The organism is Stieleria sp., assembly GCF_041595215.1.
GTDB lineage: Bacteria > Planctomycetota > Planctomycetia > Pirellulales > Pirellulaceae > Stieleria > Stieleria magnilauensis.
In genome coordinates, this window is record NZ_JBFHKV010000089.1 from 1 (window position 1) to 13,836 (window position 13,836).

The window sequence follows — 13,836 nt, forward strand, 5'->3', positions numbered from 1 at the left end:
CGAGAACGCAAGCTGGAAGCTTACGCCACCCTTTAATGTTTTGTGCTCAGGCGTTGCTGCCGTAGGGCCGCGTGCTGATGACACCTTCGGCGGGACTTGATGCGGTCCCATAAAGTCGCTTGGGGATGCGGCCGGCCCGAAAGGCGTGACGACCTGCGATCGCGGCGTGCTTCATCGCCTTGGCCATCAGAACCGGATCGCGGGCGTGGGCGATCGCGGTATTCAACAGCACCGCGTCCCCGCCGAGTTCGAACGCCTGGCTGACGTCGCTCGCGGTGCCGACCCCGGCGTCGATGATCACCGGGTAATCGGGATCGTCTTCCTTGAGATATTCCAGGATGATTCGCAGGTTGTTGGGGTTGAGCAATCCCTGTCCGCTGCCGATCGGGCTGCCGGCGGGCATCACACTGGCCGCGCCCGCCTCTTTCAGTCGCCGCGCGGTGACGGGGCAATCGCTGGTGTAACAGAGGACTTGGAATCCGTCGGCGGCCAGTTCGCGACACGCCGCCACCGTCTCGGCGGGATCGGGCAACAAGGTCTTGCTATCGCCGAGGACTTCGAGCTTCACCCAATCCGCACCGGGGTTGCCGAGCGTTTTGAGGATTTCGCGGCCCAGTTTGGCGGCGCGAATGGCATCCGCGGCGGTGTAGCAACCGGCGGTATTGGGCAACAGGGTGTAACGATCCAGATCGATGAAATCCAGGATATTCTTGCCGCCACGGTCGTAAAGCCGTTCGCGGCGGACGGCCACGGTGACGCAATCGGATCCAGACGCATCGAGCGAGTCACGCATCTGCTCCATCGTGTCGTAACGCCCGGTGCCGACGATCAGCCGACTGGCCAGGGTGTGAGAGCCCACGACAAGCGGTGCGTCATCGGTCTCGGCGGAAGCGTTGGATGTAGATGCGATGGACAATGGACTATCCGCCTCCGACCAGGGTTACGACTTCGACGTCGTCGCCGTCACGAACGATCGTGTCGGCATACGTTTCACGTGGGACCACGTCCGCGTTGATCTCGACGGCCAAGTAGTTCGGCGGCACATCGACGGTGTCGAGCAGTTGCTCGACACTCATTTCCGAATCGATTTCGACGCGTCGGCCGTTGACGGTGATGGAGATCATCGGTTGGACTCAGTCATTGTCGTCGTCAAAGGCCGCGTCAAAGGCGCGGGTGCTGGGCGAGAAATCCAGCTTTTTGGTGAACTGGCACGCTTCGGCGGCGCCGAACTCGCGTTCCATTCCACTGTCTTCCCACTCGATCGACAGCGGTCCGTTGTACCCGATGTCGTTGAGCGCGCGAATGATTTCTTCGAAGTTCACGCCGCCGCGTCCTGGGCTGCGGAAGTCCCACCCGCGTCGTGGGTCACCGAAATTCAGATGGCTGCAGTTGATCCCGCTCGTTCCGTCCAAGGTCACGATCGCATCCTTGATGTGCACGTGGTAGATCCGATCGGGGAAACGACGCAGGAACTTGACCGGATCGACGCCCTGCCAAATCAGGTGGCTGGGGTCAAAGTTGAATCCGAATTCGGGCCGGTGGTCGAGAGCTTCGAGCGCTCGCTCGGCGGTGTAGATATCGAAAGCGATTTCGGTCGGGTGGACTTCCAGCGCGAACCGCACGCCGCATTCGCCGAACACGTCCAGGATCGGATTGAATCGCTCGGCCAGCAAATCGAACCCGGCATCGATCATGCTCGGCGGAACCGGGGGAAAGGAGTACAGCAGGTGCCAAATGCTGCTGCCGGTGAAGCCGTTGACGACTTCGACGCCGAATTTCTGGGCCGCCCGTGCGGTGTCTTTCAGTTCTTCGATCGCCCGGGTGTTGACCCCATCGGGATCGCCGTCGCCCCAAACATATTCCGGCAAGATCGCTTGGTGGCGTTGGTCGATCAGATCCAAGACGGCTTGGCCGACCAGGTGGGCGCTGATCGCATGGCATTGCAGCCCGGCGTCGTCGAGCGCCTGGCGTTTCTTGTCGCAGTAATCATCCTCCGCGATCGCCTTGTCGACCTCAAAATGATCGCCCCAGCATGCCAGTTCGATGCCGTCATAGCCGAATCCGCTCGTTTTTTGGACCATGTCGGTGAACGGAAGGTCTGCCCATTGACCGGTAAACAGGGTGACAGGACGCGACATGAAGCTCTCCAGAGGGAAACGGGATGGTCGGAATAATGAAAAGATGAAATTGGAAGAAATGCAATCCGATGCTTCCAGGGGTATTTTGCGCACCCGCTGCTAAAACCTGCAACAACCCTGAAAACCCCGCGAGAACCCCCAAATCGCGATTCCCGGTCAAAATGGTGGTCATCGGACCCAATTTGGGTGCCCCGGTCACCGAGAGAGTTTCGATTCAAAGCGGATCGAGCCCACGCCGAGTCCATTGAGCGTTACCATCCTTGGCCTAGAATAAGATGGCTGAAACTCCCGCAAGGCGATTTCTGACCCGTGTGCATTTCTGACCCGCGCGTTTGGCCCGGCTCCTCCTTTTTCTGTAAGACTCGAAATGGCTCATAAAAACGGCAAGACTGCTTCGGCTCCCCCCCCCACCGGTTCCACCACCGCAGAAGCTGTCGCCAATCGACTCCGCCAATCGCTGCTCCATCAGCGGGAAGAGCTGGAGGTCGATAAACTGTTCCGAGCCCTCGTCAAGCTGGAAGGCAGCGACTTGCACCTCAAGGTCGGCCAGCCGCCAATGGTCCGAGTCGGCGGGTCGCTCAAACCACTCAACCGCGGCCCGATCGACTCCGAAGAGATGGTCGACCTGTTGCTGCCGATGATGGACGAGCGGAACCTGCTGATCTTCGAAGAGGAAGGCGGTGCCGACTTTGCCTACCTGATGATGGTCGACGGCGTGCGTTGGCGTTTCCGTGTCAACATGCTCAAGTCGCTGGGGAATATCGGCCTGGTCGCCCGGCGGATCAATAACTTCATCCCCGACTTTCGCGGGCTGTACCTGCCCGATTCGATCGAAGGCCTGTGCCACTACGAACAGGGCATGGTGCTGCTGGCCGGGGTGACCGGTAGCGGCAAAAGCACGACGATCGGATCGATGCTCAACTACATCAATTCGATCTACCGCAAACACATTCTGACCCTCGAAGACCCGATCGAATTTATCTTCACCGAAGACAAGTGCCTGATCAACCAGCGGGAAATGGGACAGGACGTCAAGGATTTCAGCATCGGGATGAAGCATGCGGTGCGGGAAGACCCCGACATCATCTTGGTCGGGGAACTTCGTGACGAAGAGACCTTCATGACGGCGATTCACGCCGCCGAAACCGGTCACCTGGTGTTCGGAACCATCCACGCGGCGAGTGCGTCGACGACGATCGGCCGGATTTTGGACCTGTTTCCCGAAGAAATGCACAACGCCATTCGCAGCGCGATCGCGTTCAACATGAAAGGCATCGTCGCCCAAAAACTACTCAAAAGCATCAAACCCGGCGTCTCGCGGGTTCCCACCTGCGAAGTGATGACGTTCAACCCGACGATCCGAAAACTTGTCCTGGAAGGCAAGGACGAGAAACTGCCCGACGCGATTCGCATCGGTGCCGATGACGGAATGCAAGACTTTACCATGAGTCTGAAAGGCCTGATCGATGACGAATTGATCGATCGCCCCACCGCCTTCGCCGTCGCGCCGAACAAAGACGCGCTGAAAATGGCTCTCAAGGGCATCGATGTGAAAGCCCCCGGTATCTTGTAAGCTCTTGCGGCGACCACTTCCTTTGCCAACTCAACTCATCTGCCCTTGCCCGTAATTGATGGCCGAACAACCCCCACCACAGCTCTGGCAATCCGTTGCCCCCGTCGAATTCTCGCCCAAGCTCAGCGACAACACGAAAGTCCAAGCACTGCTGATCAGCACCCGCCAGGGTGCCGGTTATGAAGTCGCCGCCGGGCAGATCTCCCACGCGATTCAGTCGCGTGCCACGCAGGTCTTGCTGGACTTCACCGCCGCCGGCTGCGCGATGCGGTACCTGATCGACGGCCTGTGGGAACAGTTACCGGCACTCGATCGCGAAACCGGCGACGGCATGTTGTTCGCGCTCAAGCAACTGTGCCTGCTCAACCCCGCCGATCGACGGAGTGCCCAGTCGGGATCGGTCGCGGTCAAACTCAAGAAAGAAAAGTTCGACCTGGTGATGCAGTCCCAAGGTGTGCCCACGGGCGAACGCGTCCTGGTTCGCCTGGATTCGCTGCAGATCCCGTTCGAGACGCTCAGCGATCTCGGCATGCGGGACAAAATGGTCACCGCCTTGAAGCAGCACCTCAATGACGAAGCAGACATCGTGCTGCTGACCGCTCCGAAAACCGAAGGCCTGACGACGACCTGGAACGTCGCAATCAACGCCGCCGACCGCTTCTTGCGAGATTTCCAGTCGTTCGAAGACCAGGCCCGACCGGAGCCTGAAATCATCAACATCAACGCCAATCTTTACGGCGGCAGCACGGGCCTGACGCCCTACGAAGCGGTCCGCAAGGCGATCCTCAAAGAACCCGACGTCTTTCTATTCCCCGGAACCGTCGATGCCGAATCCTTCCAACTGGCGCTCGACCAAGTCAGCAAAGCGGAAAAGAAAATCATCACACGGATGGTCGCCGGCGGGGCGGTCGAGGGCCTGGTGCGTTTGATCGCCCAATACCCCGATCAACGCGCCGTGATCGCGCAGAAGGTTTCCTGCGTGCTCGGCCAACGTCTCGTCCGCCGACTTTGCGATAACTGCAAGGTCGGATTCCAGCCGCCGCCCCAACTGCTGCAACAACTCGGCATTCCGCCGGGACGGGTCACGCTGTTGTACCAGCCCTTCATTCCGCCGCCGATCGAACAACAGGTCGATGAGAACGGTCGCCCCGCGCCGATCACGCCGTGCCACAAATGCCAGGGCCGCGGCTACCTGGGACGCATCGCCATTTTCGAACTGCTCACGCCCGGCCCGCAGCTGCGCGACGCATTGACCAAAACCCAGGACGTCGCACGGCTGGCGGGGATCGCCAAATCCGAAGGCTTCCACGGCGTGCAAACCGAAGCGGTGCTGACCATCGCCCGCGGTCTGACCGGTTTGGACGAACTGAAACGCGCCTTCGCCAAGAAAGCGTAACCGTGGGGTAAGCATCCTGCTTGCCGATCGAAGGCGTTCGCCGAAGCGGCGCGTGCCGTCCGGTCTCTGCCTCCACCGAAGCGGTGACCAGGCATGCCTCGCGAGCTCGGCAATCGCAAGCTGGAAGCTTACGCCACTTTAGATCACGCCTTCAAACAGCGCCGACCCGATCCGCACCATTGTCGCCCCCGCGGCGATGGCTTCGCGAAAGTCTCCGCTCATCCCCATCGACAACTCCGGCAACTCGTAACCACCGGATTCGACCAGCCGATCACGCAGCTCCGCGACGCTGCGAAACTGGTTCGCCGCCTCTGCCGATTCCGTTCCCCATCCCGCCATCGCCATCAATCCCACGACCCGCACCGAAGTGAGTCCGGGAATCTTCAACAACTGACCGACCGCCTCGGGCGAAAGACCGGTCTTGCTCTCATCGCCGCTGATGTTGACCTCCAACAAGACCTCGGCGACGCGTTGCTGACGACTCGCTTCCTGGTCGATCGCGCGCAACAACCGCTCGCTGTCGACCGAATGGATCAGCGGATCAAAGCGGAGCATCCGCCGGAGTTTGTTGGTTTGAACATGACCGATCATGTGCCAGCGCAAGTTGCGTTGGGGGTCAGCGGAAACGGCCGGGGCGATCGCTTCGGCTTTCTGCCACAACACTTGCGGACGGCTCTCGCCCAGGTCGCTGCAACCGGCGTCAAAGAGCATTTCCGTCGTGGCGGCGTCGACATACTTCGAAACGCCGATCACGCGGACCGAACCGGGGTCCCGGCCCGCTGCCTCGGCGGCGTGACGAACCTCGTCGTTGACGGCCATCCAATTGCGACGGATCCGTTGGGCGGTCTCATGGGGCTGCGGCATCGCGTTCATTGCGTCAACTGGGATTGTCTTCCACCGTGATCAGGTCTTCGTAGGACTCTTCCTTGGCATCAAATCGGGCACAATAAAAGTCCGCGATCAATTGTTTGCCCATGAACGTTCGTGGCCCCGACGGTGCCATCGAACGGTACACAATCCACTGGGCCTTTCCCATCTGAATCCGATACGCCGCGGCGGTACGCTGCGGGATCAGTTTCAATTGCTCGGCAACGGTCAGCTGCCGCCACGTTCGTTTCATCGAAAACCGGTCCCGCGAAACGTCCACCCACAGGGGCACAAACAACTGACCGTGCCCCTGTGACGCGAGCAACAGGTGTCGATCTTCGGTCTCCCGCAGCCGCGTCGGCGAAGGCGAATTTTTCCATTCCGCTGCCGACAATGGCAACACCAACGCGCGTTGACGATGGTCGCCAAGAAACAACTCCGTCGTCTCCGCTTCGGTCTCTACAGCGATTCCATCGGCCAGCGGGAAACGGATCTGATAGTCGATCAACGGCAGAGAGACCGATGCCGCGTCGCTGCGTTCCCCCTGGTCACGGTCGTGCCGCGCGTCGGCGGCGCGATGCAACTCTTCATGAAACTGTCCCCGAACGATCGCGTCGGCAAAGAAACAACAGCGATCTTCACGCAGGACCATAAACTGCCGCTGCAAGATATAACCGGCCTCGTGCAGTTGCTCCATTTCCAGATAGTGAACATCGTCATCGGTGTACTCGCAGGTCGACACCCAGTCGCCCAGGGGTTCAAGCGGCTGACCGTCGATCGCGATGGTCGTTTCGCAGCGACCACTGATCAGGGTCGATTTGCCCGCGGTCCATTCCAGTCGCGACTGGCGATCGGCGTACTCGACCACCGTTCGCCCGCGCCGCACGTCCCATTCGGGAAGCAGGCAGACGACCTTGGCCTCTTCGTCGTGCAACATCGCTTCCGGCAAACTGACCTGCCACGCCAGTCGTCCCTTTGTCTGCCCTGTTCCCAAAGCGGCCTTGATGGCGGGCTGCAACGTTTCCGGATCCAGTTCAGCGGCGGAGATCAAAAGCCCGTGTTTCCCCAAGTCATCCTGAACGTCTCGCTCGCTCAATCTTGAGAACGCCTGGACGCCGCCGCGGCCGGTCAACGCCGCAACCCACGTGGTCAACTCGATTGCGATCTCGTCGATCGCTTTTTCAAAGGCCGAGCAGCCGATCGACGTTTTGGACTTTGCCTTGCGGTCTTTTTGCTTCGTCTTTTTCGCCGGCTTGGGCGGTGGGACGAACCGCAGCAGACGACGCAAACGCAACAAGGAAGCCAACGCGAGCCGGCACTGGTGTGGCTGGACGAGCACGGCGGAAACGGAAAGATCATCTTGCTCACACCACTTCTTGAGCGCCTCGATGCTGCTGCCGGCCAACCGACGGCACGAGGGCAACGCGGCGAGCCGATGCGAAAGTGTCAGCCCGATCTCGGCGACTCCGATCAAAACGGCTGGATCAGTCGGATCACATTGAAGCAGGCCGTCACGATAATCTTGAATCGTCCCCAACAGGCTCCACCAATCGGCTTCCTCAAGGTGCTGCAACAATCCCGGCATCGCCGCCGACCAAACCAAGACGTTCCAGACCTCGCTCAACTCGGCCGGGCTGCGGATCAATGACTCTTGAAAACGTCGCACCATCACGTCCGGCTCGATCGTACGAAATCGCTTGCCACTGGTGCTCGCGCCGGTCGCCGTCCGGGTCAACCATTGGGTTTGGATGTCGCAGGGCGTTTGCAACGCGGTCGCCGCCCCCCAACGATAAATCGTTCCCCGCCACACCGCGTCGCCAAAGACCACGTCGATCGGTTGCTTCTCTTGATCGGCGAGGATCCGTTTGCGCAACGTCGTCCACTGCGCCGACGTCAGAGGGGATTCCTCGAGCACCACCGTGTCAGTTCCGGCAGTCGATGCAGCGACAGCCGCAACGGCCTGCGGTGAGGATGCGCTCGGGTCAGGCATTTCGGGTTGTCGACGCTTTCGGGGCATTGGAGGCTGGATTCGGGCAGGTCAAAAGGCGAAGATGGAAGACAGACAGCAGCGCGACATAAATGGCACCGGTAGATCGGACGCTACCTTACTCGCCATGCTCGACTCTTGCACCCACTGGTCTTGCACCTACTGTTCACGCGTCCCATCGCATCCCAATTCAATCTCTCCAGCGGCCTTTATGAATAAACGAATCCGACTCGGTTTAGCCTGTTCGCTACTCGGGCTGTTGATCCCGTTGGTCGGTTGCGGCAAATCGGCACCGCAAGCTGGCACCGATACCGCGACGGAAAACGCGTCCGAACCTCTCGTTGCGTCGCATTCGACGACGGTCGACGAACCCGAAACTCAAGCCTCCGATCCGGCCGTCCCCCCGGTTGATCCGAAACCTGAAACGCCCAAGCCCTCCGACGTCGTCGCGACGCCGGACGAGATCGAGTCCGGTCCCGGCCGGCCACTGCCGTCACCGCCGGACATGTCCTCGGAGGAAAACAACGCGAACGCCGAAACAACGACTGCCGACGCCGGCCCGGAACCTGCCGCTCCCGAGGATGACCTTCCCCAATGGGAACCCGAGGGGCCGACCGCCGAGGAAATCGCGCGGAAAGCCTTTCAGCCGCCGCCGGGTGCGAAACAGCTGAGCGCGACCGGTCGGCTGTGGATTGATCCCAAACGTCAGCGTGTGATCATCGATGGCTACGTGGCGCTCAAACGCGGTGCACTGGAAATGTTTGCCTGCCCGGTCGGGACGAAAGAGCATGAGTCGATCGTTGCGGCGTTGGCGCGATCGCGTGAAGTGCATGCCGCCCTGCTGGCGGTCGACGCGACCCCGGGAACCCCGGTGCGATTTCGGCCAGAATTTGCCCCGCCGACCGGCCAGGTGATCCGGGTCTGGGTCTGCTGGTACGACGCCAACGATGAATTTCACGTCGTGGATGCCCGAGAGTGGGTCCAGGATTTACAGACGGAAAAGGCGATGACGGCCGAATGGGTGTTTGCCGGCAGCGGTTTCTGGCAGGACGAAGAAACCAAACAAGAACACTACATGGCCGACTCCGGCGACATGATCTGTGTCTCGAACTTTTCCAGCGCGATGCTGGATGTTGCGATCCCCAGCAGTGCCGACGCCGACTCGCTGAGATTTGTCCCGTTCGAATCCAAGATCCCCGATCGCGACACCCCGGTGCGTCTGTTTTTGGTGCCGGTGCCGAATCCGTCGGACGCCCCGTCACCGTCAAAACCGGCCGATCGTGTCGAATTGCCGACCGCGAGGGATGTCCCGCGGGCCCAGTGATCGGATCGACGACATTTGACTGGAAAACAGGCCGCCAGCGGCAGAAACCGGTGGAAATGCACAACCGGCACTGCCCCAATATTCATGGTGTCCGGGGGGGCTGATCCCAAGTCATCGTGCGAATCCGGAGATGAGATGAAAAGTGCAACGTAGTGTTCGATGACGAAAACCGCCCGGTCTGGGCGATTCCAACCGTCGGAGCACAACACCATGCACGCGTTGAAACAGAAACTCTCTCGAACGTTCGGCCCGGACAGCCTGATTTTCGGATCGGCGGTCCTTTTTCTCGTCTTCATGCACCAGATGGCGTTCGAGGATCGTTTCATCCTGATTCTGTATTATCTGGCGGCCGTCGGATCCGCCTATGCGCTGGTCCGTCGTCGCGCCTTGGGTCTGGCCAGCGCGATTGTCGCCGTGGTCACCGCGACGATGTTCGCCCAGCTCTACTACGCGGCCGAACCGACGACCTGGAGTCCGATCTTTGATGCGGTCCGGGACATGGCCGCCCTGGGAGCGGTGCTGTTTCTCACCGTCCGCGTGTTGATGGCCAGCTATCGGCTGCAGCGTGAAGAAAAACAGCGGGCGCTGGAAAACCAAATCCAGGAACAACTCGTCGCGATGCGTGCCCAGGCACTCCGACAAACCTCCCATGAAGTCCGTACACCGCTGTCCACCATCACGGCCATCAGCGAAACCTTGCTCGACGGAAGCACCGGCGAGCTGAACGAATCGCAACGTGAGTTTGTGCAGGACATCGATGACTCCGCTCAGCATCTGCTGGCGTTGGTCAATGACATTTTGGATTACGCCAAAGCCGAAGCAGGCATGATCCGTTTAGCACCGCAACCGGTGGCGTTGGCCGAATTGGTGTCCCAGTGCGTGTCGATGGTCAGCGTGCGGGCGAAAGACGAAGAGATTTCGATCACCGCTCAAGTCGACGTGGAGTTGAACGAAGTGATCGCTGACCCGTTGCGACTGCGACAAATCCTGTTGAACCTGCTCTCCAACGCGATCAAGTACAACTCCAGCGGCGGCAGCGTGATCGTGCAGATCCGTCCCGACGAAAAGAACATGTTCCGCATCAGCGTGCGCGACACCGGCCGCGGCATCGCTCCAGAACACATGGAGCATTTGTTTGAGCCCTATTATCAAGCCGCCATCGCCGACCAAGGCATCGGCACCGGACTCGGTTTGGCGATCATCAAGCACCTGACCGAACTGCACGGCGGAACCATCGACGTCGAAAGTGTCGTCGACACCGGAACCATGTTCACGATCCGTTTGCCGCGTGAAGCAGAAATGTGCGACGAACCGGCCGGCGAACGAACGCTGCGTCCCGAAGACGCGGTGTTGAATCTTGATCTCGCAGGCGTCTAAGCCAATTTGCAATCACCACTTGCCGCGAATCACAACTTGAACCAGCACGGGAATAGATAGGTTGATCATGATCGAACGCAACGAATTGAACAAAGGATTCGCCGAAGGGTTCGCGGAATCGTTTTCACAAGCGGCCGTCGATGCCCAACGCAAAATGCGAATCCTGGTCGCCGACGGGAACGCCACGATTCGCAAGTTGTTGCGGATGGGGCTGGCCGGAGAATCCTACGAGATTATTGAAGCCACCAACGGGCCCGACGCTTACGCCTGCGCCACCGCCACACCGGAACCACATGCGATCCTGCTGGACGCCGGCTTGGGCGGAGGAATGGACGGATTGAAGGTTTGTCGTGAACTAAAAAGCGACATGCAATACCGCACCATTCCGATCGTCATGTTGACGACCACCGGATCGAACGAAGAAATCAACGAGGCGGTTGAGGCCGGCGCCGACGAGTTCCTGAGCAAACCCATCAACCGCGGCGAATTGAAAGTTCGCTTGCGATCGATCACGCGGCTTCACAAAGGCAATGCGGAATTGATCGGAGCCGAAAGTGTCGCCCTGTCACTGGCCCGTGCCGTCGCCAGCAAAGACGGATACAGCAGCGGCCATGTCGAGCAAGCGGCCAACTTCGCCGTCGCGTTCGGGAAAGCCATCGGCCTCGACGCAGCGGAACTGAAGATGCTTCGCTACGGAGCCATCCTGCACAACGTCGGAAAGATCGCGATCCCCGATTCGATTTTGGAAAAGACGGGACCGCTGACCCCGCGCGAACGCGCCCTGTTCCATCAGCACCCGCGAGTGGGCTGCGACATCTGCGCGCCGCTGAAACCGTTGGCCCCCGTGCTGCCGATCATCCGACACCACAAAGAACACTTCGATGGCACCGGCTATCCTGACGGCTTGCGCGGCAACGAGATTCCGCTCAAGGCTCAAATCGTCGGCATCGTCGATGTCTATAGCGCACTGACCAATGATCGCCCCTTTCGACGCGCCAAGTCGCAAGCCGAAGCGGTCGAGATTCTGCGACATCGCGCCAAGCAAGGCATTCACGACCCCGAACTGGTCGACAAGTTTTGCGAAATGATTCAAGACGAAGCCCCCGAAGACGCCCCGGATGCTGCGACCGACTCCGCTCCCTCGCAACTCGCCACTCCCACCCTTTAACTTCTGGCCTGCCGAACTGCCATGCCCACCGAAAAACGAAAAGTGCTGATCGCCGAAGACAATCCCGGCTTGGCTCGCGTGTTGTCATTCAAGTTCAAATCCTGTGGATTCGAACCGATCACCTGCGGCAACGGCGGCGAGGCATGGAAATCATTCTGTGACAGCCAAGTCGCGGCGGTCGTCAGTGACCACGAAATGCCGATCATGTCGGGGATCGAATTGATCGAACGCGTCCGCGAAATGGACGCGACGCTGCCATGCTTTTTGGTCACCGGACGTCAACTGGAATTGTCGCGTGACCCCCGCGTGGTCAAGCTGAAAATCGACACGGTGTTCGGCAAACCCTTCAGCCCCGGAACCGTCGTCTCGGCCGTCAGCGACGCCATCAATCAACATGCCTCCAAAGCGGCCTGCCCACCCGCCCCCGCTGCATCCACGCCGAGCGGGGGAATGCCGTCGACCGGTCTACCAGGAGCAAGTGCATGAATCCAGCGGTCGCGCAAAACGGTACGCTCCTAGGCAATGCAGACGAGACAGCGTCTTCCGAGACAGCGTCTTCGATCGTCAAAGTCTGCACGTATGACCAAGGTGGGCTCGACGGATCACTCGCCCATATCTTGGCCGAGGGGATCGGTTTGTCAGTCACGGTGGTCGAAGCGCGTGACGGCGGACACCCCTTGGTCGTGCAAGCGACCTCCGACCCGCATCGCGTGCACACCGAACAAGCGTCTGGCGCCGCGACGGTTCGCCAGGCACTCGCGCTGCCCGCCGGAGGGATCGCCGTCTGGTCGGCGCCCGCAGACCATGCCGAACGCATCGGCCGCCACGCGATGACACTGCTCGAGCTTGAAATCTCACGCAACGAAACCAAACAGTTGCTGGCCGAAGTCGATTCGTTGACCAACCAGGTGATGCAGGACTTTGAAGAGCTGTCGCTGATCCGCGCGCTCGCCTCCAGCCTGGAACTGCCGCAAACCGAAGAGGACACCGACGGTTTCGTACTCGCCTCGCTGATGCCCTTGGTCAGCGGTGTGGGCGCCGTCTCGATCGCAGCCATCTTGGTCGACGATTCCGGACGACAGCAACGTCGCCCCCTGTGGACCGGAACGCGACTGATCCAAGACGAATCGGTGTTGGAACTGATCCAAAGCCATGCCGCGGAACTGAGTCAGCAACCGGTCGTCCGCAATCGCAACATCGGCGATCAACATTGCGGCGTTGCCGGGCTGGACGAATATGTCATTGTCGAGTGTTCCAGCGAAGGACGGCTGCACGGCTGGGTGATGGCGTGCAATCGGGTGAAAGATGATGTCGACGACGTGCCGTGGGCACAGCTCGGATTCACGACCGTGCAAGCGTCACTGATGGAAACGGCGACCAATCAGTTGGCCGCGCAGCTCAACAACATTCGCCTGCTTCGTCAAAAAGAAGAACTGTTCACCGACGTCATCCGCGCACTGGTCAACGCCGTTGAAGCCCGCGACCCCTACACCTGCGGACACAGCGAACGCGTCGCCAGCTTCGCCCGCTGCCTGGCATCGAAGATCGGATTCACGTCCGTCGAATGCGAACGGATCTACCTGACCGGTCTGTTGCACGACGTCGGCAAGATCGCCATCCCCGATGGCGTGCTCCAAAAACCCAATCGGCTCAACGACGAAGAACGCGCGATCATCGAAACGCACACGGATTCCGGTTGGCGAATCTTGCAAGAACTCGATGCCCTGCAAGACATCCTGCCCGGTGTGCTCTACCATCACGAACACTGGAACGGCGAAGGCTATCCCGATCAATTGGCCGGTGAAAACATCCCGATCGACGGTCGCATCCTGGCCGTCTGCGACGCCTTCGATGCGATGACCAGTGACCGCCCCTATCGCAAAGGCATGTCGATCGACCGCGCGGTCACGATTCTCAACGACGGCGCTGGCACGTTTTGGGATCCCAACCTGATCCAAGTCTTTCATCGGTACATCGACGAAATCGACGAGATCCGCATCAACCAC

12 protein-coding genes are annotated in these 13,836 nt (G+C 60.1%); 7 read left to right on the forward strand and 5 right to left on the reverse strand.

The window, feature by feature from the left end; all coding sequences use genetic code 11:
• Window positions 1-46: 46 nt before the first annotated feature.
• The 3 genes from ABX749_RS05710 to ABX749_RS05720 are packed head-to-tail and all read right to left on the reverse strand — an operon-like array spanning window position 47 to window position 2,138.
• Window positions 47-916 (reverse strand): thiazole synthase, encoded by an 870-nt coding sequence (locus tag ABX749_RS05710; protein ID WP_372895131.1) that lies wholly within the window; start codon window positions 914-916, stop codon window positions 47-49.
• A 4-nt stretch (window positions 917-920) separates the two neighbouring features.
• Window positions 921-1,124, reverse strand: a complete 204-nt coding sequence (gene thiS / locus ABX749_RS05715; RefSeq protein ID WP_095738006.1) for a sulfur carrier protein ThiS — start codon at window positions 1,122-1,124, stop codon at window positions 921-923.
• A 9-nt stretch (window positions 1,125-1,133) separates the two neighbouring features.
• The gene (locus ABX749_RS05720; protein ID WP_372895132.1) at window positions 1,134-2,138 is read right to left on the reverse strand and encodes a sugar phosphate isomerase/epimerase family protein; all 1,005 of its coding nucleotides are present in this window, start codon (window positions 2,136-2,138) and stop codon (window positions 1,134-1,136) included.
• 367 nt (window positions 2,139-2,505) lie between these two features.
• On the opposite strand from ABX749_RS05720, the gene ABX749_RS05725 reads away from it, so the two are divergent.
• Together ABX749_RS05725 and ABX749_RS05730 are read left to right on the forward strand one after the other, a co-directional pair.
• Window positions 2,506-3,711: a type IV pilus twitching motility protein PilT gene (locus tag ABX749_RS05725; protein ID WP_372895133.1), complete on the forward strand. Its 1,206-nt coding sequence runs from the start codon at window positions 2,506-2,508 to the stop codon at window positions 3,709-3,711.
• A gap of 58 nt (window positions 3,712-3,769) precedes the next feature.
• Window positions 3,770-5,107 (forward strand): ATPase, T2SS/T4P/T4SS family, encoded by a 1,338-nt coding sequence (locus ABX749_RS05730; protein WP_145219523.1) that lies wholly within the window; start codon window positions 3,770-3,772, stop codon window positions 5,105-5,107.
• Between the two features lie 138 nt (window positions 5,108-5,245).
• Here the strand turns inward: ABX749_RS05730 and ABX749_RS05735 are convergent, their stop codons facing one another.
• Together ABX749_RS05735 and ABX749_RS05740 are read right to left on the reverse strand one after the other, a co-directional pair.
• A complete protein-coding gene (locus ABX749_RS05735; RefSeq protein WP_372895134.1) occupies window positions 5,246-5,971 on the reverse strand; it encodes a YggS family pyridoxal phosphate-dependent enzyme in 726 nt (241 codons plus the stop codon).
• A gap of 13 nt (window positions 5,972-5,984) precedes the next feature.
• Window positions 5,985-7,964, reverse strand: a complete 1,980-nt coding sequence (locus tag ABX749_RS05740) for a hypothetical protein (RefSeq protein WP_372895135.1) — start codon at window positions 7,962-7,964, stop codon at window positions 5,985-5,987.
• A gap of 208 nt (window positions 7,965-8,172) precedes the next feature.
• Here ABX749_RS05740 and ABX749_RS05745 point away from each other — a divergent pair, with 208 nt between their 5' ends.
• The 5 genes from ABX749_RS05745 to ABX749_RS05765 form a co-directional block, all read left to right on the forward strand.
• Window positions 8,173-9,285: a YdjY domain-containing protein gene (locus ABX749_RS05745; RefSeq protein WP_372895136.1), complete on the forward strand. Its 1,113-nt coding sequence runs from the start codon at window positions 8,173-8,175 to the stop codon at window positions 9,283-9,285.
• Window positions 9,286-9,444: 159 nt separating this feature from the next.
• The gene (locus tag ABX749_RS05750; RefSeq protein WP_372895137.1) at window positions 9,445-10,662 is read left to right on the forward strand and encodes a sensor histidine kinase; all 1,218 of its coding nucleotides are present in this window, start codon (window positions 9,445-9,447) and stop codon (window positions 10,660-10,662) included.
• A gap of 67 nt (window positions 10,663-10,729) precedes the next feature.
• On the forward strand, window positions 10,730-11,830 hold the full coding sequence (locus ABX749_RS05755; RefSeq protein ID WP_372895138.1) for an HD domain-containing phosphohydrolase: 1,101 nt from the start codon (window positions 10,730-10,732) through the stop codon (window positions 11,828-11,830).
• A gap of 21 nt (window positions 11,831-11,851) precedes the next feature.
• The gene (locus tag ABX749_RS05760) at window positions 11,852-12,316 is read left to right on the forward strand and encodes a response regulator (protein WP_372895139.1); all 465 of its coding nucleotides are present in this window, start codon (window positions 11,852-11,854) and stop codon (window positions 12,314-12,316) included.
• On the forward strand, window positions 12,313-13,836 hold a 1,524-nt coding region (locus ABX749_RS05765; protein WP_372895140.1), incomplete at its 3' end, for an HD-GYP domain-containing protein. The genes ABX749_RS05760 and ABX749_RS05765, both read left to right, overlap by 4 nt.

What these genes read in the sequence shown, in the direction of transcription:
- thiS (WP_095738006.1), bottom strand. Translation starts at nt 1,124, where the DNA reads ATGATCTCCATCACCGTCAACGGCCGACGCGTCGAAATCGATTCGGAA.
- ABX749_RS05755 (WP_372895138.1), top strand. Translation starts at nt 10,730, where the DNA reads ATGATCGAACGCAACGAATTGAACAAAGGATTCGCCGAAGGGTTCGCG.
- ABX749_RS05725 (WP_372895133.1), top strand. Translation starts at nt 2,506, where the DNA reads ATGGCTCATAAAAACGGCAAGACTGCTTCGGCTCCCCCCCCCACCGGT.
- ABX749_RS05720 (WP_372895132.1), bottom strand. Translation starts at nt 2,138, where the DNA reads ATGTCGCGTCCTGTCACCCTGTTTACCGGTCAATGGGCAGACCTTCCG.
- ABX749_RS05730 (WP_145219523.1), top strand. Translation starts at nt 3,770, where the DNA reads ATGGCCGAACAACCCCCACCACAGCTCTGGCAATCCGTTGCCCCCGTC.
- ABX749_RS05745 (WP_372895136.1), top strand. Translation starts at nt 8,173, where the DNA reads ATGAATAAACGAATCCGACTCGGTTTAGCCTGTTCGCTACTCGGGCTG.
- ABX749_RS05760 (WP_372895139.1), top strand. Translation starts at nt 11,852, where the DNA reads ATGCCCACCGAAAAACGAAAAGTGCTGATCGCCGAAGACAATCCCGGC.
- ABX749_RS05740 (WP_372895135.1), bottom strand. Translation starts at nt 7,964, where the DNA reads ATGCCTGACCCGAGCGCATCCTCACCGCAGGCCGTTGCGGCTGTCGCT.
- ABX749_RS05735 (WP_372895134.1), bottom strand. Translation starts at nt 5,971, where the DNA reads ATGCCGCAGCCCCATGAGACCGCCCAACGGATCCGTCGCAATTGGATG.
- ABX749_RS05750 (WP_372895137.1), top strand. Translation starts at nt 9,445, where the DNA reads ATGACGAAAACCGCCCGGTCTGGGCGATTCCAACCGTCGGAGCACAAC.